At 42.0% G+C, this 22,557-nt stretch carries 15 protein-coding genes; 7 read left to right on the top strand and 8 right to left on the bottom strand.

The window, feature by feature from the left end:
- Positions 1–44: 44 nt before the first annotated feature.
- The 3 genes from IE222_RS23375 to IE222_RS23365 all read right to left on the bottom strand — a co-directional run bounded on the left by IE222_RS23375 (position 45) and on the right by IE222_RS23365 (position 3,520).
- On the bottom strand, positions 45–938 hold the full coding sequence (locus IE222_RS23375) for a response regulator (protein WP_191276796.1): 894 nt from the start codon (positions 936–938) through the stop codon (positions 45–47).
- Positions 939–940: 2 nt separating this feature from the next.
- The gene (locus IE222_RS23370) at positions 941–2,206 is read right to left on the bottom strand and encodes an ATP-binding protein (RefSeq protein ID WP_223282867.1); all 1,266 of its coding nucleotides are present in this window, start codon (positions 2,204–2,206) and stop codon (positions 941–943) included.
- A 516-nt stretch (positions 2,207–2,722) separates the two neighbouring features.
- Positions 2,723–3,520 carry a fumarylacetoacetate hydrolase family protein gene (locus IE222_RS23365; protein WP_191276795.1) on the bottom strand — a complete coding sequence of 266 codons (798 nt, stop codon included), beginning with the start codon at positions 3,518–3,520 and terminating at the stop codon, positions 2,723–2,725.
- A 268-nt stretch (positions 3,521–3,788) separates the two neighbouring features.
- Here IE222_RS23365 and IE222_RS23360 point away from each other — a divergent pair, with 268 nt between their 5' ends.
- Entirely contained in the window at positions 3,789–4,580 is a 792-nt protein-coding gene (locus IE222_RS23360; RefSeq protein WP_191276794.1) for an extracellular solute-binding protein, read from the top strand.
- A gap of 427 nt (positions 4,581–5,007) precedes the next feature.
- On the opposite strand, the gene IE222_RS23355 is transcribed toward IE222_RS23360, so the two are convergent.
- On the bottom strand, positions 5,008–7,095 hold the full coding sequence (locus IE222_RS23355; RefSeq protein WP_191276793.1) for a GAF domain-containing sensor histidine kinase: 2,088 nt from the start codon (positions 7,093–7,095) through the stop codon (positions 5,008–5,010).
- Positions 7,096–7,328: 233 nt separating this feature from the next.
- Here IE222_RS23355 and ypfJ point away from each other — a divergent pair, with 233 nt between their 5' ends.
- Both ypfJ and IE222_RS23345 read left to right on the top strand, forming a co-directional pair.
- Positions 7,329–8,159 carry a KPN_02809 family neutral zinc metallopeptidase gene (ypfJ, locus tag IE222_RS23350; protein ID WP_191276792.1) on the top strand — a complete coding sequence of 277 codons (831 nt, stop codon included), beginning with the start codon at positions 7,329–7,331 and terminating at the stop codon, positions 8,157–8,159.
- Positions 8,160–8,393: 234 nt separating this feature from the next.
- Entirely contained in the window at positions 8,394–9,536 is a 1,143-nt protein-coding gene (locus IE222_RS23345) for a glycosyltransferase family 4 protein (RefSeq protein WP_191276791.1), read from the top strand.
- A gap of 134 nt (positions 9,537–9,670) precedes the next feature.
- On the opposite strand, the gene IE222_RS23340 is transcribed toward IE222_RS23345, so the two are convergent.
- Positions 9,671–10,204 (bottom strand): phosphatase PAP2 family protein, encoded by a 534-nt coding sequence (locus IE222_RS23340; RefSeq protein WP_191276790.1) that lies wholly within the window; start codon positions 10,202–10,204, stop codon positions 9,671–9,673.
- Between the two features lie 325 nt (positions 10,205–10,529).
- Between IE222_RS23340 and IE222_RS23335 the strand changes: the two genes are divergently transcribed.
- On the top strand, positions 10,530–11,768 hold the full coding sequence (locus IE222_RS23335) for a dicarboxylate/amino acid:cation symporter (RefSeq protein ID WP_191276789.1): 1,239 nt from the start codon (positions 10,530–10,532) through the stop codon (positions 11,766–11,768).
- Positions 11,769–11,908: 140 nt separating this feature from the next.
- On the opposite strand, the gene IE222_RS23330 is transcribed toward IE222_RS23335, so the two are convergent.
- Entirely contained in the window at positions 11,909–13,117 is a 1,209-nt protein-coding gene (locus tag IE222_RS23330) for a MalY/PatB family protein (protein WP_191276788.1), read from the bottom strand.
- Positions 13,118–13,343: 226 nt separating this feature from the next.
- Here IE222_RS23330 and IE222_RS23325 point away from each other — a divergent pair, with 226 nt between their 5' ends.
- Both IE222_RS23325 and IE222_RS23320 read left to right on the top strand, forming a co-directional pair.
- The gene (locus tag IE222_RS23325) at positions 13,344–13,796 is read left to right on the top strand and encodes a MarR family winged helix-turn-helix transcriptional regulator (RefSeq protein WP_191276787.1); all 453 of its coding nucleotides are present in this window, start codon (positions 13,344–13,346) and stop codon (positions 13,794–13,796) included.
- Between the two features lie 247 nt (positions 13,797–14,043).
- The gene (locus tag IE222_RS23320; RefSeq protein ID WP_191276786.1) at positions 14,044–15,240 is read left to right on the top strand and encodes an MFS transporter; all 1,197 of its coding nucleotides are present in this window, start codon (positions 14,044–14,046) and stop codon (positions 15,238–15,240) included.
- Positions 15,241–15,460: 220 nt separating this feature from the next.
- On the opposite strand, the gene mgrA is transcribed toward IE222_RS23320, so the two are convergent.
- Both mgrA and IE222_RS23310 read right to left on the bottom strand, forming a co-directional pair.
- A complete protein-coding gene (gene mgrA / locus IE222_RS23315; protein WP_191276785.1) occupies positions 15,461–16,450 on the bottom strand; it encodes an L-glyceraldehyde 3-phosphate reductase in 990 nt (329 codons plus the stop codon).
- Between the two features lie 187 nt (positions 16,451–16,637).
- Positions 16,638–19,307 (bottom strand): endo-beta-N-acetylglucosaminidase, encoded by a 2,670-nt coding sequence (locus IE222_RS23310; protein WP_223282866.1) that lies wholly within the window; start codon positions 19,305–19,307, stop codon positions 16,638–16,640.
- Positions 19,308–19,890: 583 nt separating this feature from the next.
- On the opposite strand from IE222_RS23310, the gene IE222_RS23305 reads away from it, so the two are divergent.
- Positions 19,891–22,512 (top strand): beta-N-acetylglucosaminidase domain-containing protein, encoded by a 2,622-nt coding sequence (locus tag IE222_RS23305; protein ID WP_191276784.1) that lies wholly within the window; start codon positions 19,891–19,893, stop codon positions 22,510–22,512.
- Positions 22,513–22,557 lie beyond the last annotated feature (45 nt).

Genomic DNA, 22,557 nt, shown 5'->3' with positions numbered 1-22,557 from the left:
CCTCTTTTTTGGGCAATGCAGAACCACCAACCTGAAAAAATTACTTAACGACTATATTTTTCTAATGTCTCCAAATACAGCACCTGAAGAAACTTGCGAATGTTAATTTTGATTTTCGGTGGATTTTGGCGTTCATCACGGATGTAGACCATGTAAGTCCTTATGTCTTGAAAATCAAAATAACGCGGCGCATAATACTCAAACGCTTCATTCGTAAAATCAATCGCCCCTAAAGAAGCTAAATTGTTGATTGCGCTTAAAATTGTTCGGCGAATCCGCTGCTCAATAGCTTTAACTTCCTTTTTCATATCGGCATTCCGAACCTTCCTTTTGGTCCCTGCCGCTTCGTATAAATCCTTTAACGGCGGCAGCTGCACATGCCTGTCACTCCTATCGATCAGATATTCGATAATGGCTGCAATATCCTCGCTGCCCGCTTCGCCAACAACGCCCATTTGGTGGAGAATCGAATGCACAATATCTTTCACCGATTGCCGGTCCCTGCCTGGCGGCTGCTGTGCGATACCAATCTGCTCCAATGATTGGCGAATCGTTTGCAGCGAACTTTTTAGTCTTGCCTGCTCAGCCGTTCTTTTTAAAATACTCTCCACTTCGACTCGGTTAATCGGCTTGTGGATGAAAAACTCCACACCCTTCTGATATGCTTCCCCGACCATTTCCTTGTTGACAATCTGAGAAATCATAATGAATTGGCCGGAAAATCCCTTCCGCTTCAGCTGCTCCATCGCTTCAATCCCGTCCATTTCCGGCATCAAACAATCAATCAGCACAATGTCCGGGCTTAGGCTCATGACAGACGAAAGCGCATCCCCGCCATTTTCCGCCTCCCCAATCACCATGCCAAGCTCGCTGTCGGTAATTATTTTTTTTAACATCGTCCGGCAAACCTTATCATCATCAACGATAAAAAAACGCATAGCTAGTCCCCTCGCTTTCGTATGGAGTTGACAGGCAGGCACACATGAAAAATCGTCCCGGTTTTCGGAGTTTCAATTTGAATCCGCCCTTGAAACGCCTGCACAATGTCGAGTACGTGCGAAAGGCCAATTCCTGTTGCCGCCACACCTTTTTCATTAAACTTTGTGGTGTATCCCGGCTCAAACACAATCGAAACATCCTCCTCCGGAATACCCATGCCTGTATCTTTAATTGAAAAACAAATCTCTCCTCCTTTTTCAACTATATCAAATTGAATCTCGCCGCTTTCCACAATCGATTCGACAGCATTGGCGGTCAGGTTATTTAGCAATGCAAGCAGCGGAATCGGCAGGTCGGTTTTAAAATGAACCTCCTGCTTGACATGAAACGTGATTTCTTTTTTTAACCGCTCGCTGTACCGTTCATTTGCCAGAACTATTAGATGTACGAGGTCAGACAGCGAAAAGTCGTTTTCCCTTTTTTGCTCTGTAATCTTGGTCAGTCCTGATAAAATACGCTGGGAGTCCTTTTTGACTTCATGAATCTCTTGTGCAATATGAAGTGCCTGCAACCCAAGGTCATGCCGATCTTGCTTTAACTTTCGGTATAAATCATGGCTGGACGCCGTAATTCGCTCAATATGATCGATTGATTTTTCTAAATAAAGGGTTTCGACATATAGCTCCGCCCCCACCTGCAGCATTTCTTCCATTCGTTTCTTTTGTTCTGAAACGATAATCGAGCCGTACAGCCCGACAGCAAAATAACTCCGCAGCAAGGCCACGCCGGCGACAATCGCCCACTCTTCGTAGCTAAGGTTTGTTTTATAAAGAAGCTCCTGCCGAATCAGTTCCTCCGCTCCGTTTCCAATAAATTCAAATAAGGCAGCCCACGCCCCTAAAACAAACGGACGGGTTTTGTAGCGGTTAACTTTAATAATATGAAGCCCCAGGGCAAATAGAAAATAAAATAGGAAGGCCGGCAAATGGTTGATGAGACTATCAGTCAACGGTATGTTTTCGAAAAAGAGATCCCAAACAAGGCGAAAGCAAACGACGGTCAGCCCAGTAATCGTCCCCGTCTTGAGCACCGATACCGGCGGCCAAATGAGGATGAGCAGGAAAAACGTCACACTGCCCAAACCAAAACGGAACAAATCTCCATCAAACGGAACCAGCTTCACCTCACCAGCCAGCGCCGTCAACAGTGCCGTCACCATGATCACTAGCCAATTATGTCTGAAAAAACGCTCAGTTAGTAAAACCAATTACACACAGACCTCCTTTCGGTCAGTCTCGAGTGGTGTCATGTACCACCGTCCACCCTTCGCACTCTATTTTATCATTTTCAATAATTTAAAAAACTATCAATCTTTGACAAAATTCTGGTAGGGTCATAAGTGGTGTCATGATCAATCCTAGAAGGCCTATGTGCGCGGGAGATGGCGGTTTTCTCTCTGGCACGATCTTTGAAGAGGCCCATGTGCGCGGCGGTGGCTGGTTTTCTTCCTGACGCGCTCTTTGGAGAGGCCCATGTGCGCGGCGGTGGCTGGTTTTCTTCCTGACGCGCTCTTCGGAGGAGCCCATGTACGCAGGGGTGGCTTTTTTTCACCCTGACGCACTCTTTGGAGGGGCCCATGTGCACAGTGGTGACTATTCTTCGCTCTGGCGCGCACAATAAATCCTGTTTCTCCTCTACAAAAAGTCAGAGGCGCCATCCGTTTTCCGGATGACGCCCCATTTTCAACAAAGGAAACACAAGAAATGTCCCCATGCTTCATTGTTTATATTACATAGTTACATAGCTTACCAATATTCTCAACCTCTACAACGACAGTGTCTCCCGATTTCATTGGGCAGCTTCCTGAAGGAGATCCAGTTGCCAACACATCACCTGGCTCCAGTGTCATCACCTGTGAAATCCAGCTGATGAGGAAAGGAATAGAAAGTGACATTTGATTTGTATTACCGTCTTGTACAACTTTTCCGTTTAACTTGGTCACGATTCGTAAGTTTGTCGGATCTAAACCTTTCACAATACAAGGGCCCAACGGACCAAACGTATCAAATCCTTTCCCCCTTGTGAACTGTGGATCTGATTTAGTAAGATCTCTAGCCGTTACATCATTAAAGATCGTGCAGCCAAAAACATAATCCAATGCCTCTTCTTCTTTTACGTTTTTAGCCCGCTTCCCAATAATGAGTGCGACTTCCCCCTCCAATTCCACCTGCTGCGTTAAATCGCTTGATGGAAGGACGATTTCCCCTTGATCTGGAATCATGGAAGACGTCGGTTTTAAAAACAAAAACGGTTCTTTGAGATGTGCAGTCCCGCCAGTCTCTTTTGCATGCTCAGCATACGTCCAGCCAAAATTAACGATTTTAGAGGGTACTACCGGCTCCAAAATCTTCACATCGCTATATTTAACTCTTTCACCATCAAACTCTAATTCATTATTAACTATTTCAGTAAAACTGCTGGATAATTGTAAAATCTCATCATCCTCGACAATTCCATAAAAAATACTACCGTTATCTTTCTGATAGCGTACTATTGTTTGTGTTTTTTGAAGCACCTGCATAACCACGCGAACCCCTTCTTTAACTTGATGAATCTTACCTGCCTGCTGATTATAACATATAGTTCTTCCTTCTTCTTATTAAATTCCACCATATTTTCTTTCCAAATGTTTGAAATATAAGGACGGTTCTACACAGGTTTCCTTTTGAAGAGAACAATGCACGCAGTCTAATTCCCCCGTGTTAAAATATTTTTTTATTTTGTTTCGAACCGTTTTGTTCCTTTCTTCGTTTCCTATACTGAAAATATAAATAAATGGAGGAATGAAAATGAAAAAAACGTTGTTAATTGGGGCATTCTTTTTGCTTTTGCTCACGGCTGCCGGAATATCAGTATATGCGAACATGAATCAATCATCAGGATCTGAGGCCACAAAGAACGATGGCGTAATCAGGGTATATGGCCCAGGCGGACCGCTGGGGCCAATGAAGGAAGCTGCTGAAAAATTCACTGCTGAAACTGGAATTAAAGTGGTCGTGACGGCCGGACCAGAAGCGAATTGGATTGGCAGCGCCAAACAAGACGCTGACATCATTTACGGTGGATCCGAGTACATGCTTCGCAGCTTTATGCTCAGCAATCCGGAGATGATTAATGAAAAAGCATTGACGGAATTATATCCGCGGGCGGCAGGGATTTTAGTCCGAAAAGGGAATCCGAAAAAAATTCATTCGCTTGAAGATTTAACTAAAAGCGGAGTGAAAATCGTCGATGTCAATGGTGCCGGTCAGCTTGGATTATGGGAGGACTTGGCAGGCAGAAAAGGACTAATTGGCGGCATCAGCCAAAATATCGATATTTCCGTAAAATCCAGTGCCGAAGCGATTGAATTATGGAAATCCAATTCCAAGCTTGATGCGTGGATTACATATGAATCCTGGCACTACAGACTTGCGGACGTTACCGATTTAGTGGAACTGCCGGAAGCGGAGAAGCTGTACAGAGGCACCCCTATCGCTCTTACCACCATCACGGATAACAAAAAGGAAGCCCAACAATTCGTTGACTATCTAAAAACCGAAGGATCCCATGAGATATTTCAAAAGTGGGGATGGAAATAGATGTGTATAAGATGGTTCACCCCCTCTAAAAAATCAACCTCAAGAATTTTCTTGAGGTTTTTTATGTTAAAGACATTTTCACTTGTTTCGTAGACCATTTTTGGTCTTCATCCGGTTTATGAAGACCTTTTTGTGCTTGCGTCACCGCTGGTTTGGTCTTCATCCCGCTTATGAAGGACATTTTGTGCCTTGGCCATGCTAGGTTTGGCCTTCATCCAGCTAATGAAGACCTTTTTGTGCCTGGGCCCTGCCAGGTTTGGCCTTCATCCCATTTATGAAGACCTTTTTGTGCCTAGGACAAGCTAGGTTTGTCCTTCATCCAGCTTATGAAGGACATTTCGGAACTGGGCCCTGCCAGGTTTGGCCTTCATCCGGCTAAGGCCCTCGACTCTTTAATGAAGCACATGTTTCAAGGACGTCCCCGCTCCTAATATTTAAATCTCACACTAAAAGTGGTGCCTTCTGGTCCTGTTTGAATATCAATTTCAGCATGATGGCGGGCTGCGATGGCATAGCAAACACCTAGCCCTAGGCCAGTGCCATTATCTTTCGTCGTGAAGAAGGGGGTTCCTAATTTTTCAACAATTTCAGTCTTAATGCCTTCTCCTTGATCTTGAACCGCAAGAATTACACGATGATCACAATCTTTATAGGTTCGGATGGTTAAAACTTTCTCTGGGCTCATCGCTTCTAAGCCATTACGGCAAAGGTTGATCAATAATTGTCGTATTTCATTTCGATTTAAAAGCAGCTCAGGGATCTCCTCTGTTATGATATTAATCGATTTATTTTGACTAGATGCATCAATCTTAATTAACGGCGCCATATCATAAATTATCGAATTTAAATCTAACATCTGCACATCTGATGTCCTTGTATTCCCTATTGAAAGAAATTCTGTGATAATCGAATTCGCACGATCCAGCTCTTCAATCATGAGATCAAAGTAATAATCTTGATTCCTATTATGTTTGTCTTTTTTTAAAAACTGTAAAAATCCTCTTACGGTTGTCATTGGATTCCGAATCTCGTGACTGATTCCTGCTGCCATTTGTCCGATTAACTCTAAACTGGATAACCTTTTTAATTCCTTCTCATATTTCTTTTTTTCCGTGATATCTTTAAAAAGACAACAAATTCCCTCATCAAACGGATAAGCCACGACTTCGTGAAAATAATCATCAGAGGGTGCAGCAATTTCGAACTGTACTGGAATTCGCTCTACCATTGCCCGACAAAATTCTTTATGCATGACCGTATCCCTAGCTTCTGGGAAGACCTCCCAGATTTTCTTGCCTAATACATCTATGGCCGCTTTCCCTTGTGGTAAATACTGGTGTTTATTGATATAAATAAATTCCCATTCTTTATTCAATGCAAAAAATCCATCGGTAATACTTTCAATCACACTTGTCACTTTCTCATTCGCTGCCGCCAGCTCCTTTGTTCGCTCCTCTACCATATTTTCAAGCTGATCCATATAGAGTAAATTCGCAAACGTAGGGGCCGTGGCATCAACAATCGAATGGGCCAATTGAATTTGAGATTGTGGGGAATGACCTTTTCTTTCAATATTGATCACCGTTATGATCCCTAAAACCTCTCCCGTAGAAATCAACGGAATCAAGAGTAAATTCCTAACATTGAAACGACGGCAAATCTCATCATCTATACTTTTATCTGCCAAAGCGTCGGGAATGAAGTACACGTCCTTTGTTTTGATAACCTTTCGAATGAAGGAATTATCATATTTGTCCATTACACTATTCATATAGTTCCTCAGCCACTCTGCTTCTGTCCAATCATTTTCATACCTTAACTTCGCTGATTTGATAGTCTTTTTGTCTACCGGGTCTAAAATGTAAGCCACCATATACTGGCTGTCTAGAATTTTCCCTAGGTAAAAAAAACATTTATCAAGACTTTCCTGTATGGAGGAACACATCGATAAATCACGTGTCGCATCCAGTAACAACTGTTTTTCAGCAATTAAGGTTTCCTTTTGTGTAAAATTCTTCGCATTTCGAATCGCAACTGCTGCCATGTTCACATAGGCTTCCACACTTTGAATTTGGAATTCACTCAGATTCATGGGTGTTCCAAAATCAAATAAAAAAACTAGACCAAACAACTCCTGCTCAAATGAGATTGGCAAAGCTAATATAGATTTAATTTTAAAAGCTTCGACAGATCGCTTGTTTGGCCGGGGATCCTTTGAGGCATCCGGAATATAAATAGTTTTTCTTGTTTCAATCACTTCCCTAGCTAATAAATCTGTTTTAGGATCTATGACCTGCGAATCAAGCGTTTCACCTTCAATGGATTCAGGCTTCCCCGCAAATGCACTAAACTTACCGTCTTCGCTCGGCAAAAAAATCCCTACTGCATGACATTGAACAATTTCTTCCGATATCGCGCAGGTTACATATTGTAATACTTCACGTAATTCTATTTTTGCATTTATGATTTTTGTTATATCCGCTAACCGAGAATACCTCGTCTGTTCCCTCACCATTCGTACGGTCTCCTAACATATACAAGTTAAACATCCTAGTCTTTTAAATTCTCTTTTACCTTATTTTACATAAAAACTCTTGCAAGGAATAAAGAATTTCACGAAATATTGTTTTTCAATGAAAAATAAATAGAGGCTGTTTCAAAATCGGGCCCATGCTTCATATATTTCCCCTTATGTGGGTATAACACTATGGTAATGGTATAAGACATAATGCGGAGGGAGGAAAAATGATGAAGTGGAAAGGAAGACGGGAGAGTTCAAACGTGGAAGACCGAAGAGGCATGGGCGGTAAGATGGTATTTGGCGGTGGTATCGGCGGAGTCATCATTATTCTCCTCTTCACGCTCCTTGGCGGTAATCCTGGAGATTTGATTAATAACATGTCCTCGAATGATGGCTCTAATACTAACGTCCCATACGAGGAATCTGCTCAGGAGAAGGAATTAAAAGAATTTGTTTCAGTTGTTCTCGCAGATACCGAGGATGTCTGGTCTGAGGTTTTTAAAAAGAAAGGCCTGGAATATGAAAATCCTAAGCTTGTATTGTTCAGCGGCAGCGTGCAGTCAGCCTGCGGGTCGGCAAGTTCAGCGGTTGGGCCATTTTATTGCCCCGGTGACCATAAACTCTATATCGACTTAAGCTTTTATCAGGAGCTAAAGGACCGATTTCAGGCCCCTGGTGACTTTGCAATGGCCTATGTGATTGCGCATGAAGTTGGCCACCACGTCCAAACAATCTTGCACCTAGGAGAACAGACTCCAGCAGCTCAAAGACGGACCAACGAATACTCCGTCAGATTTGAATTACAGGCGGACTATTTAGCCGGCGTTTGGGCCCACCACGTACAAGGCGAGGGCTACCTTGAAAAAGGCGACCTGGAAGAAGCGCTCAATGCCGCAAAAGCCGTCGGTGATGACAACATCCAGAAAAAATCCCAAGGCTACGTCGTCCCAGACAGCTTCACCCACGGCACATCCGAACAAAGAAAACGCTGGTTCTACAAAGGGTTTCAAAACGGTACTATCGAAGGCGGAGACACCTTCAAAGCCGGGAACCTATAAAACATGGGGACAGTTTTTGCGCTTTTTTTACCAGAGTAAAGGAAGCAGGAAAAACTGTCCCCATAATGTTGCCCTTTACACAATAGCATTTGCATACACAATCTTTACAATTGTTTAACCTTCTCTTAAGAAGATCGGTAACGGTTATCTAATAGAATAAAGAGGAACAGACATGAGATGATTGAAATGGTCTCTGCTTGCGGCATTCTTTATTTTATTGAGGAGGAAAAGACGATGAAAATTGCTATTTTTACGGATACCTATTATCCGGATATCAATGGAGTGGCGAGAACACTAAAACACTTTACCAGCTATCTAGAAAAACAAAACATTTCCTATAAAGTCTTTGCACCAAATTCGGATTCAACTGAGTACATTTCATCCAATATCCGCCGATTTAAAAGCTGGTCCTTTTTCTTATATCCGGAGTGCCGCCTGGCTTTGCCTAACATGTTTCAATTAAAAGCAGAATTAGAGGCCTTCTCTCCTGATATCATCCATGTCGCGACACCATTTAACATGGGACTTTGCGGTATCTATCTTGCAAAAAAATTAGCAATTCCGCTAGTAGCCTCCTATCACACCGATTTTGATCATTACTTACAATTCTATGAACTGCAATTACTTTCCCACATTCTTTGGAAATACATGAAATGGTTTCATAAGCCATGTAAGAAAATATTTGTCCCTTCCCACGAAACATTAACCCAGCTCACTCTTCATGGGTTTGCTAACTTGGAAATTTGGCCGCACGGAGTAGATTGTGAACTGTTTCATCCTTACTATGGGAATGAGGCAATTCGCAAGCAACACGGGGTTTCAAGAAAATACGTGCTGACCTTTGTTGGCAGGCTGGCTCCGGAAAAAGACATCAAAACCCTTATGGCTGTAGCAAATGCGCTTCCAGCTGAGATCAATGAACAAGTTCAATGGCTAATAGTTGGGGACGGGCCGCTAAAGGCAGAAATGGAAGCACAATCTCCTGCTAATATGACATTTACAGGATACCTAACCGGAGAAGCTCTAGCTGAAATTTATTCCGCATCTGACTTATTTGTTTTCCCCTCTCCTACCGAAACCTTTGGAAATGTCGTAATTGAAGCTTTAGCAAGCGGAACGCCTGCCATTACGGCAAATTCCGGCGGCGTTAAAAATATCATCAAGCATGGGGTAACTGGTTTTTTATGCGAAACAGGCAATGCAGTAGAGTTTACAGACGCCATCATCAAATTAATTAGTAATGACTGTCTGAGGAAGAAGTTTGGAAGCGAAGGGCGAAATTATGCCCTCACTCAAAACTGGGATACGATATTCGACCATTTACTCTGGCAGTATCAATCCGTTTTAGAGGGTACAAACTTTCAAAAATTCGCCTGACTATTTTCGATCGTTGATTCCCTGCCAACTGTCATAAAACTTTTACGCTCAAAAAAACCAGAGACGCCATCCATTTTTCTGGATGGCGCCTCAAACGCAGCTGGGGAAACACAAGAACCGTCCCCTTGCTTTCATTAAACACATAATAAAAAATAGCTTACTCCCCCGGTGCATGCGCCAAGAAGAGCACCTGCAATAACGTCTGAAGGGTAGTGTAATCCGAGGTAAATTCGGGATATTCCTACACTTAGTCCAATCAGGATAAGGATGAAGGAAATCTGAGGCATAGATATGATATAAGGTGTTATAATCGCGAAGATGGCTGTTGTATGACCTGAAGGAAAAGAATGATCCTTTAATGGGTTTTCTGGAAACATTGTTTTTTCCAGAGCTAAATAGGGTCTTTTCCTTGGGAACAGCATTTTCACAATATGCACCGGTATATGACTTGATGCTAAAGCAAGGGCACTGGCAATGGCAAGAAGGCGAAGTTCCTTGGACCATGCTATGAGATAAAGCAGAACGACAGCTGAAATGGTGAATCTTGCTCCGCCTAGATGTGTAACCGTACGAAAAAATAAATTCAGCCACACCCGTTCAAAGTGACCGTTAATCTTCTGGAAGATGCGGCACTCAAAACCATAAAGTACATCGATAATTCTTGTCATCAACAAATCCCCCTTAAAAAATGGAACTAATCCCCCACGCTGACTTCCGGGCAATTGCTGACCCGCGAAAGCAATATCATCTCTTTATATTCATTATATAGAGGAAATAAGGAACTATTTTAAACCCTGTGTTAAAAACATGTAAAGATTAATGCAGAACAAATACAAATATCTCCATCTACTCTTATACAATCTCGAAAAACCACTTATCTCCAAAATATTCAGAAGAATTAGCATATCCCCCTTGACAACCACAATTTTCTTTACTATAGTTAAGCCAATATTAAATCCGATAAATCGCATATGAATAAACGGAGGTAAAATTATGAAGCTTTCTACAAAAATTACAGTCAGCCTGGTGCTCGGTATTTTCTTTGGTGCCATTTTAAATGGATTTTTTCCAAGTGCCGTGCCTGCGCTGGATCAATATGTCCTATCACCGGTAGGGAAAGGGTTTCTTAGAATTATTCAGTTTGTTGTTGTGCCTATAGTGTTTACATCACTGATTGTAGGATTTTTAAGCATTAAGAATACTGAAAAAGTCGGCCGCCTGACTTGGAAACTATTAACTCTCTATATTTTTACAAACATCATCGCCCTTCTCATTGGAATGGCGACAGCTTCTGTGTTAAAACCTGGAGCCGCGGTGGGTGATGTCGGGAAGCTCAGTGCCCAGGAAGCGCCTGAAGGCCAAGGAATCTTAGACTGGTTGATTTCGATTATTCCTTCGAATCCGTTTGAAGCTTTTTCAACCGGCAACCTATTACAAATCATTTTCACAGCGATTCTTATCATCATTGGCTTACGCCTTGCAGGTGATAAAGGAAAACCATTCCTATCCTTTATCGAAAGCTTCCATCATATTATTGAAAAAATTACCGGCGTTATATTGAAGCTCTCACCGATTGGGGTTTTTGCGTTAATTAGTTCGGTTATCGCCACACAAGGATTTGGCTTGGTACAAAAACTGATTATGTACATACTAGGCTTAGTTTTGGCGATTGGCATCATGCTGGCTGCCTATTCACTTATTTTATTTGTGTGCAAAGTTTCTCCTGCACGTTTTTGGAAAAGCTTCTCGCCCACTTTCGGAATTGCTTTTGGCACCGCCAGTTCCAATGCCGCCCTGCCTGTGGCGATTGAAAATGCTCAGCGTCATTTTAAAATGAAAGACGAGATTGCTAGTTTTGCTATTCCGCTGGGGACTGCCTTAAAAAGAGATGGCGCTTGTATTTTACAAGGGTTTAACGCATTGTTTGTGGCCCAGCTGTTCGATGTCAAATTAACGCCGCTTCTAATTGCAACGATTATGATTAGTTCGATCGTGGTTTCATTTAGTACAGCAGGAGTGCCTGGAGCTGGCATTATCATGATGTCTACCGTATTAACAGCAGCGAATCTTCCCCTTGAAGGCATCGCCATTGTCGCCGGCATCGACCGTCTAACCGATGGCTTCAGAACACTTTTAAATGTATTCGGAAATACAGCAAATGCTGCCCTGCTTGATCAATGGGAACGAAAAGCTGCCACAAAACCTTTCAGCAAAGGGAAAATGACAGCATAAGCAGACTTGGGATTAAACCAAAAGACAGTTCTTCCGCTTCTTTCGTACAGCGAACGAAGCAGGAGAACCGTCCCTTTGTTTCCATATTCTTGGCCTTAGGCGTTCAATGCGTTTACACTGTGGGCCAATGCCGATCCTTATTATTGTTCCTTTTTAGACAGAGGCAGGTCGGCGAATTCCCTTGCGATTCTTTCAAACGCTTCCTTGATAATCGGTCTAGGAGATGGAATACAAATTCTTTGATAGTGTAAACCTTCCTCCCCGAACAAATGCCCGTCTTCTAACAGGACGTTCGCTCTGTGATAAATACGATCATGAACCTCCTCAGGCGATAAACCATACCCGCTGAAGTCCATCCACATCACATACGTTCCTTCTGGGATTCTTACTTTTACCTTGGGCATTCTTTCAGCTAAGAAGGTTTCTACCCATTCCATCGTGCCATCAATATATTCCTTCAACTGCGCTAACCAATCCTCACCCTCGTTGTATACTGCAATCAGAGCCGCAATGGTGAATGGCGATGGCAGCTGCAGGCCCAATGTTGCCGCATATGTTTTCCTAAGCTCCGGATTAGAGATAATCACATTCGTACAATGAAGGCCCGCAACATTAAATGTTTTATTAATCGCTGTAAAGGTGATTATATTGTCCGTGTTCCTCGCCGCTTTTGCCAGAGGGATAAAGGTTTGATCCCGTCTGATTAAGTCACCATGAATCTCATCCGCCACGATCAAAACATTGTGTTTTGCACAAATATCTGAAAGTCGTTGAAGCTCCTCTTTGTTAAAAATTCTTCCTACTGGATTGTGTGGGTTGCATAAAATAAACATTTTTGTTTTTTCATCTTTTGCTTTTTCTTCAAAATCATCAAAATCAATCGTGTAATAACCGTCATTGTCACATTTGAGGGCATTGTTCATGACTTGCCTTCCATTGCCTTCTACCGCTGCAGTAAATGGAGGGTATACCGGCCGCTGAATGATGACTCCATCACCAGGCTCGGTAAAGGTGCGAACTGCGATATTCAAGGCATGGACCGTTCCCGGACTGTAGACAATCTCCTCTTTCTTGATCTCCCAATTATGTCGCTTCTTAAACCAATGTTGAATCGCTTCATAATATTCCTTAGGAAAAACGGAGTAGCCAAAAATTCGGTGATCCACTGTTTTATGCAAGGCGTCGATTAATGGCTGTGGTACTGGCAAATCCATATCCGCTGTAAATAATGGGATGGTTTCCTCATCATATCTTTCAGTAAAACCGGTTTCTTTAATAAGCTCTTCTCCATCCCATTTCAATGAATAGGTATTTCTACGATTTATGACTTCATCAAAATTGTATTTCACCTTTTCTTCCCCTTTCCTTTAACTATCAATGAGTTGAAAATTAAAACGCCTTTACATAATCTAATAAAAATAGTTTATCACCTAAACTGTAATATCATCAATTTTTTTGAATTTTTTAACTAAGGGATATTGTCTGCTAATACTCCTCCCAGACATGAATGATAGAGGAGTATGGTATAATACGGTTAACAAATCTGATGAAGAAAACGAATTTTAAGGAGAAACAATGAATCGAGAAGATATTTTTTATGAGCTGATGGAAACTCTTTATGAGATATCTCGAAAAATTAGCAGCTATGAAAGTATCCCCAGGAAGTATGGAACAGATGACGATCTCTTTATGGTAGAAGCGCATACAATTAATTTGATAGGAAATCACCAGCATACCAATACTTCAGAACTCGCCCGCCTTACAAACAAAACCAAAGGTGCGATCTCACAAATGGTTGATAAACTAATTAAGAAGGATCTGGCTGTTAAATACAAAAACCCTACTAACCAAAGAGAAGTTATTATAGAATTAACCGAAAAAGGTAAAAAGGTATACAACTTCCACAAAGAATTAGACCAAGATGAATACTCCCAGCTATTAAACAAACTAGGTCAATTTACAGCTGAGGACTTTTCAACCTACTTAAAAATATCCACTATTTTACGAGATAATATAAAAAGTAAATGAGACATAGAGCTTGCTTCATAAGAGGGAACTTTCAAAGAGAACAATTACGATTTTTCAGGCATAACCAGAATTCCAGCTGGTTACGCCTTTTTTCGCTATGCAATTAAAATAATATTGACGGACATATAGTTTAGGTGCTAAACTACTTTCAGTTTCAAGATTATTATTGAAAATAAAAAGCCGATTCCTCATTTATTTTTGGAGGAGATTCGGCTTTTACTGTTTTCTTATTTGAAAGGTGTATGCAATGAATGATTCGTTTTCTGCCAAGCATCGATTTAAAATTTTAGTGGCCATGGTTGCGATTTCGGGATTTACCCAAGGGATGTTAATGCCGCTTCTCGCGATTATTTTTGAGCAAGATGGGGTTTCCTCTTCTCTTAATGGGCTTCATGCAACAGGACTTTATCTTGGGATGTTACTCGCCGCCCCATTTATGGAGGCACCATTACACCGATACGGCTATAAGCCCATCATCCTGTTTGGCGGGTTAACAGTTGTTCTCTCACTTGCCCTTTTTCCACTATGGAAATCGATTTGGTTTTGGTTTGTACTGAGGCTGCTGATTGGAATCGGGAATAATATGCTTCATTTTGGTTCGCAAACATGGATTACTGCTTTTTCTCCTAAAAATAAGAGAGGGCGTAATATTGCTATTTACGGTTTATTCTTTGGCTTAGGATTTGGCGCCGGCCCGATCATGACGAGGTTACTGGAGATTCATGAAGCCTTGCCATTCATGATTTCGGCAGGTTTAAGTTTAGTAGTTTGGTTTACTTTATTATTTTTAAAAAATGAATATCCTGAGCAGGAGCAAAAAGGCGGTTCGTTTTTTAGTACCTTCAGCCGCTTCAGTAAGGTTTGGAAATACGCATGGATTGCTTTTCTGTTTCCGTTCAGCTACGGCTTTTTAGAGGCATCATTAAATGGAAATTTTCCGGTTTATGCTTTAAGAATAGGGATTGACCTTCCAGCTGTCTCCATCATTCTGCCAGCGTTTGCAATTGGGAGTACTGTGTTCCAATTGCCGCTCGGGGTTTTAAGTGACCGTTTTGGACGAAGGAACATTCTGTTCCTGGTGACGATTCTAGGCTTCCTTTCCTTTACCGCTGCCGGTTTAGTTCAAGCATCCGTCATCGGCTTGTTCATTTGCCTATTTATTGCCGGAATGTTTGTCGGCTCCACTTACTCACTTGGCATTTCCTATATGGTGGACCTCGTGCCAAAGCAGCTTCTGCCGGCAGGAAATATTTTAGCCAGCATCCTGTTCAGCCTTGGAAGTATCAGCGGTCCATTTATTGGGGGATTAACGATTCAGTACTTAAAAGGCATCAGCTTCTTTTACACGATTAGCGTGATGCTCTTGGTGATTTTCATCGCATTGTTGATATCTGTGCTGGGCGCTTCTCGAAAAAGGGATGTCAAAGACGCGGTGGAAGTTTAATTTTGGGCAGTAAACTGCGCGGGGGAACGATTTTGGTTGTCCTTCGCGCTCTTTAATGGGGTCTATGTGCGCGGCGACTTGATTTTTGGTCTCTGGCGCGCTCTTTGACGGGCTCTATGTGCGCGATTCCGTGATTTTCTAACCTCAGCGTGCACTTTGACGGAGCCTTAAATCATTTTTCTGCAAGAAAAGGGTGCCCTTTGGACACCCTCTTTGTTATCTATTTAAGGATTTCATCAATCAGATTAAGCTCGTCTTCTGTAAAATCTAAGTTATTTAAAGCAGCAACGTTTTCTTCAATTTGACTAACTTTGCTGGCCCCGATGAGGACAGAGGTTACTTTGCCGCCGCGCAGTACCCAGGCAAGAGCCATTTGTGACAGGCTTTGACCGCGTTCTCCAGCAAGTTCATTTAATCTTTGCACACGTGCAACCAGTTCTGGTGTAATTTGATTTTCCTGCAGGAAGCCTGTTGGCTTTGCTGCACGAGAATCAGCTGGAATACCTGTTAAATATTTAGTAGTTAACAAGCCTTGTGCAAGAGGGCTAAAGGCAATTGAACCAACGCCATTTTCCCCTAACACATCCTGCAGCCCGTCTTCAATCCATCTATTAAACATAGAATAGCTTGGCTGGTGAATTAATAATGGTGTTCCCAGCCTATTAAGAATTTCAATTGCTTGAGCGGTTTGTTCAGCACTATAGTTAGAGATTCCTACATACAAGGCTTTCCCTTGGCGAACGACGGAGTCCAATGCAGCCATGGTTTCCTCTAATGGTGTATTAGGGTCAGGACGGTGTGAATAAAAAATATCGACATAGTCTAAGCCCATACGCTTCAAGCTTTGGTCTAAGCTCGAAATCAGATTTTTTCTAGAACCCCATTCTCCATATGGTCCTGGCCACATATAATAGCCTGCTTTCGTAGAGATAATCATTTCATCACGGTAAGGGGCAAAGTCTTTCTTTAGTACTTGTCCAAACATTTCTTCAGCAGACCCAGCCGGCGGTCCATAATTGTTGGCTAAATCAAAATGAGTGATGCCTAAATCAAAGGCTTTTCTTAGCATGGCACGTCCATTTTCAAAAGAGTCTACCCCGCCAAAGTTATGCCATAGTCCTAGTGAAACGGCAGGAAGCTGTAGTCCAGACCGGCCGCTTCTATTATACTTCATTGATTCATAACGATTTTCTGCTGCTTGATATACCATTGTTTTAGAGCTCCTTTTTTTAAAAGAATTTTCAGAAAAGGGAAGGCATTTGGACTAACATGGATATCCATATAATAACACTTTTAATCTATTTCGCTAACAATTAAGTTTTAAAAAAATTCTAAGGCCGGCCCCTAAAAAGGACCGACCTTTAAATCCAATTTTAAGAGAGTACGTGTTCTAGGACCTATGGACTTGGAAATCCATGAACCTCAAATTCATAGATTCTTGCGGCCTGGTCACCGCCTTGTGTAGGCTTATCAACCCATAATCGTACATAGCGTGCGGATGTTAACGTAATGCTGTGTTCTGAAACTGCTTCAGTATTGTCTGTTACCTTTACAGCTTCTGTCCAGTTTTCTCCGTCTGTGCTCACTTCAATTCTGAATCCCTGGGTATTAAAGGCCTGCGGCTCTCCGCCTGCTTGAGCGTGATGTATAACGAATTTAGAAATCTCGTATGAACCGCCTAAATCAACCTTTAACCAATGCGGGGCATCTCCTAATGCGCACCATTTGCTGTTAACGGCTCCATCAAAAGCATATTTTGCCGCTTCTGCCGGGGCGCACTGCCCGCTGGCGACAGCACTCTTGTTCAATGCTACATTTTTAATATCCTTAGCAGCTTCGGAAATCGTAATCATCGCTTCTTTTGTCAGAACACTTTCACCCTCGCTGTTTTTCGCGATTAAGGTAACAGGGTAGACTCCTTCTTTATCATAGCTGACAACCGGATTATTCTCTTGGCTGACAGATGGTGTACCGCCTTCAAAATGCCATTCCACTTCTTCTGTTACTTCTGAAGAGGCATTGAAAAATTGAATCTTCTCCCCTGGTGCCGCTACTGTTTTATCCGCACGGAAATCCGCCTCAGGCTTTGGATATGGCGGCCATTCGAATGATACAGCTTCTGGCTCGCTTCGTTTGAATTCTTTGTTCACGGCCACAATTTCTAAATTGGTGCTGCCTTCCTTCCCGTTTCGTTTTAGATTGGAAATATAATAAACATGGTTAGGTGTTGCTCCAACAAACTCTTTTTCGTTGTTTGGCAGCTTCCGGTAAATTTCATAATGACTCACATCGGAAGCAGCAGGATTCCATGCAAGTGCAGCATCAGCATAAATTCCTTTGGAAAACTCAATCTTACTGACCTTTCCCTGCTTTGGAGAATCGATGGCAGTGTGTTTCTCTTGTTTGTTATAAACCTTGATTTCTCCAATATTTGTCGTAAAATCCTTTACTTCATTGTCACTTTCAACGAAAAGCGAAATGGCCGCGATTGTTTTACCGCTGTATTTTTTCAATTTAAATGAATCCGTCATCCATTGTTGATGGCTTTGTTTTTTCACATCAAAAAAGACAAATTGGTCGGGATTGTTGGTGAAGCTGATTCCAAGCTTCATGTTTGGCTTTTTCATATCTGTTTTGTAAGTCAGAGCGATTTCAGTGTCTTTTTGAATATGCAGGTTGGTTTTATAAAGTTTAAGATGGGTCGGATTGTTCGCATCAATTGTGCCGGAAAGCTTCAATGAGCTGCCGCCGTAATAGGCTGTATTCCAATCGAAATCAACGTTCACGGCCTGTCCGCCCTCTTTCAGCCAGCGCCAAGTCGGCAGGATATCTTGAAGGCTGCGGTTATTCCAAGACTGGTCGCTTACCTTCTGCCCATCTACTGCAAAGAACTTACCGCTTCCTGTATTAAAATGAGTGACAAAAGGCAGTTCCTCAATTGCTGTTTTAGCTGTGAAATAATGGGCCAGCCCTTTCCATGTGCCGTTCTCGTTTGTTAATGCTGGATTTCCGGACTTACCTACCCAAAATTCATTTTCCTTTTGGTAAAACTGTTCCATTGTTTCGGCCGTTTTAAAGGCCCAGTCTGGACGATAAACTCCTAAAGAGGTTAAAGGTGCTTTACCCTCTGGGAAGATTCCCTGCCAAGGAACCTTTGTGCCTGTTCCATTTGCCTCCACATCAATGCCGGTAAACAAATCATAAGGACTTCTGCCGAGTTCCTGTGCTTTGTTGGAGGAGGACTGCTGGTCGCGCCACCAGAAATTTAAAAACATGCTGTCAGAAACACGTGTCTTGCCGTCCTGTAAAAAGCTGCTGTTTTTATCCGTCAATGCATTCTGCCAATTGATTCGTCCATCGTTTGTCATCGAATCGTACCACATGATATGCATATCTTTTTGTTTATGGTTTTGAAGATACACTAGGAATTGCTGCATTTTTTGTGCAGTCTTGGCGTCTCCGCCTTCCGTTTCTTGGTTAATGAACCAGCCGTCAAACCCATAGTAATCTGCCGCTTCTAACAGCTTGTCCGCTGCTGGAAAGGAACCATCCTCGCGCTGGGTCAGCATTTGGTTCACCCATTCAGTCTTTCCGCCATACACAGTCGGAGGAAAGAAAACGTTCCCTAAAATTGGAACACCATTTTTATGAGCAGCGTCAATCACATCTGCACTTGGCGGTACAATAATCCCTTCACCGGCAGAACCTGCCCAATACACCATGAGATCGACATACTGCCAGTAACTAAAGGTGTTAGCCATGAAGTCCTTTCCGCCTTGCGACGGAACGCCGCTTGTATTTGAATTAAGCGCGGATAAAGCCACTAGCTTTGCGTCCGATTGCGCATTTTCATTAACTTTGTATAATACTTCCCGTTTGGCTAATGGAATTTGGCTCCGGTTAAACTCAGCGTTCGGATCCTTTTCCGGACTCCAGTTTAATAGCTGGTCGGGATACCAATAAGATGATTCTGGCTGTTTCGCAGAGCTTGTATTTGGCAATAACAGAATAAAACACAAGCCGAAAAAAGCCGCCATAAACACATGGCTTTTTTTCAATGAAATCATTTTTCCACCTCTCCATTTCTACTTTTTTATATTGAAGCTTATAAAGCTGGCTTCCGTTTGCCCGCAGCCTTCCAAAACAAACAGGGAAAGCGCTGTCAAAAATAACGATAACTATGTGCGACCTTTTGCCAATCTTTTCTTCTACCATATTTGTGAACCATATCTTCGTCAATAAACTATAAAAATGTAATAAAGTTTTTCCATCATTTCTTAAAATAATTCATAAAAATTCAATATGGAATAAAGGGAGATAGGTTCGTGAAACAAATTTCGATTGTATTTCCCCGACAAAGAGAGAATCATAGGATAGCCCTAATTTTCAAAATTAATTGACCATTTACAGTCCCTATGGTATCTTTTACATAATTTGATATGTGTCACATTTACAAATTCGATAAGGCGTGGTGGTAGATTAAAAGGATTCGAGTCCTTTCGTCACTCCATGCCTTTTTTACTTATCAGCTTAGAATTTCGCGCATAAGGTATGTGACCAAGCATGACCGTTTGCCCCAATCGTCGATATCCCTATCAGTGTGGTTTTAAGTACCACATTGATTTAAAAAAAGAAAAGGAGTTTTTACCTATGTGGAAAAAACAAAACAGCTCATTTTTGTCCTCTGAATTGACCTCAAGCTTAACCATTGGCAGTCAATCCGAGGTTTATGCATCTGATTCACCCGCAAATAATATAGGCAATAAGCTGGTTCCAATGCCTCAGAATGTCGATATTAAAAGCGGGTTCCTGCGATTAAGCAGCACTGTAAATATTCTAGGGGAAAAAGCGGCCGATCAAGAGGCTTTCACTATTTTAACGAAATTTTTCAAAGCAAATAATATAGGAATCAATGAGGAATTTGATAGCACATCCACGACGATCGCTTTAGGGGAAGAAGGAAAGCTCGGCCCAGAGCTACAGAATTTAGAAAATCAGCTGGGGCTGCCGAAATGTACAGATTTAAAGGCTGAAGGTTACATATTAGCGGTTAACTCTGAAGAAAATGAAATGTGTAAAGGCGGTACCATCTTTGTCAAAGGAAAGGATGGGGACGGTACTTTTTACGGTGTAAAAACCCTCTTGCAGCTAATTGAAAAAGAAAATGACACTTTTGAAGTAAAAAATGTAGTCATTACAGATGAACCCTTAATGAGTGTCAGGGGAAGCGTGGAGGGTTTTTATGGGAAACCATGGAGCCATCACGACCGCCTGGATCAACTAGAGTTCTATGGAGATTATAAACTGAATACTTACATCTATGCCCCAAAAGACGATCCCTATCATCGTGAAAAATGGCGAGTGTCCTACCCGGAAAATGAGATGCAGCGTATGGAAGAATTAATTACGACAGCAAAGAGAAATAAGGTTGATTTTGTATTTGCCCTTTCTCCAGGGATCGATATTCAATTTGATGGTCCAAGCGGTGAAGAGGATTTTAAAGCACTATTGACGAAAAGCGAATCGCTCTATGACATGGGGGTGCGGAGCTTTGCGATTCTGTATGATGATATAGACAACAAACAAGGGGATAAACAAGCAAACCTATTAAACCGCTTTATTGAAGAGTTTATGAAAACAAAGAAAGATGTCAAGCCTCTAATCACCGTTCCAACAGAGTATGATACCCATGCAATGGGCCCCATTGGTGATTTAAGCAGTTATACGAAGGCGTTCTCTGAGACACTACATAAAGATATTAAGGTTATGTGGACGGGTCAGGCTGTTGTCTCGGAATCACTGCCGTTAGAGAATGTTGAATTTATGCGCGAAGTATATGGGGATCGGATTGGCGTTTGGTGGAATTATCCGGTTTCCGATTATTTGAGATCAAAGCTTGCCCTTGGTCCTATCGTAGATATCGATACCAGCCTTGAAGGAAAAATGGATTTCTTTATCATGAACCCGATGGAACATGCCAATCTTTCGAAGATCAGCTTGGCAACAGGAGCCGATTATTCTTGGAATCCATCAAACTATGACGCGGACCGGTCATGGAATCGTTCCATCGAATATCTCTTTCATGATCTTGCCCCTGAGATGAAAACTTTTGCTAATCACTCATCACGGATGACCGGTTCTTGGAGTATCGGACGCGGCGATGCTGAAAATGTTCGAGAGACGATAGATCAATTTTGGTTTAAGCTATCCAAAAGACAAGATACAACACAAGCAATCAATCTCTTATCAAAAGAATTTGCGGATATGGTCCAGGCAGCGGATACATTGAAGGAAGAATTACCGCAAGAAATCCTAAGCGAAGCATCAGCAAGTTTAAACAAACTAAAACTATTGGGAGAAAACGACCAATTGGCTTTAGAGATGGTTTTAGCTAAAAGAGACAAAGAGACTGATAAATATAATGAATTAAAGAGTAAGATTGAAGCCAGCTTACCTGTCCTTACTAGCGGCAATAGAGTCTCTGAAGAAACGGCCCTCGCATTTATCAAGGAAGCCCTTGAATATGATCCATTACCCGTTGCTTCTTTTAAAATCTCTAAGACCTTCGTTGCTCCAGGAGAAGAAATAAAATGTCAAAATACTAGTTCAATGACTACCGAAGAAATAGAATGGATATTTGAAGGAGCGAAGGTCGAGAAAAGCACAGAACAAAACCCGACTGTAGTTTATGAAAAAGAAAGACTATATACTGTTAAACTTCTTGGAAAAAACCGTCTTGGTCAAAATGAAGTGATAAAAGAAAATGTAATTACCGTTTCCAAGCTCGCGAAACAAGAGACCACCAATCTTGCCCTTGGTAAGGAAGCGGCTGCTTCTAGTTCTGCCGCTCCATCGGAAGGGCCTCAATATGCCGTTGATGGGAAATTGAATACAAAATGGTGTGGGAATGGTGCTGAGCCACACCATTTAACGGTTGATTTAGGGGGAATAAATTTAGTTAGTGAGATTGTGATGAAGCATGCAGAAGAAGGCGGCGAGCCATCAGGCAGTAATACATCCGCTTACCGCGTTCTGATTAGTGATGATAATGTGAATTTTAAAGAGTTAGTCAAGGTAACGGGCAATAAAAAAGGTATTACCAAAGATCCAGTGCCAGCTACAAAAGGACGTTATGTCCGCCTTATGGTTGACAAACCAACCCAAGGTGACGATCCGGCTGCGCGGATCTATGAATTTGCAGTATTGGGTCTTGAGGGCGATGTAGTATTGCCGCCGAAATACGAAAACCCAAAGGAGAACAATCTGAATTAAAAAAGGCTCCTGCATGAGAATTTGAACAACAGAGTAAGTGTTTAA

This window comes from Neobacillus kokaensis (genome assembly GCF_014656545.1).
Taxonomy (GTDB): Bacteria; Bacillota; Bacilli; order Bacillales; family Cytobacillaceae; genus Neobacillus; species Neobacillus kokaensis.
This window is presented reverse-complemented; position numbering and strand designations above follow the sequence as displayed.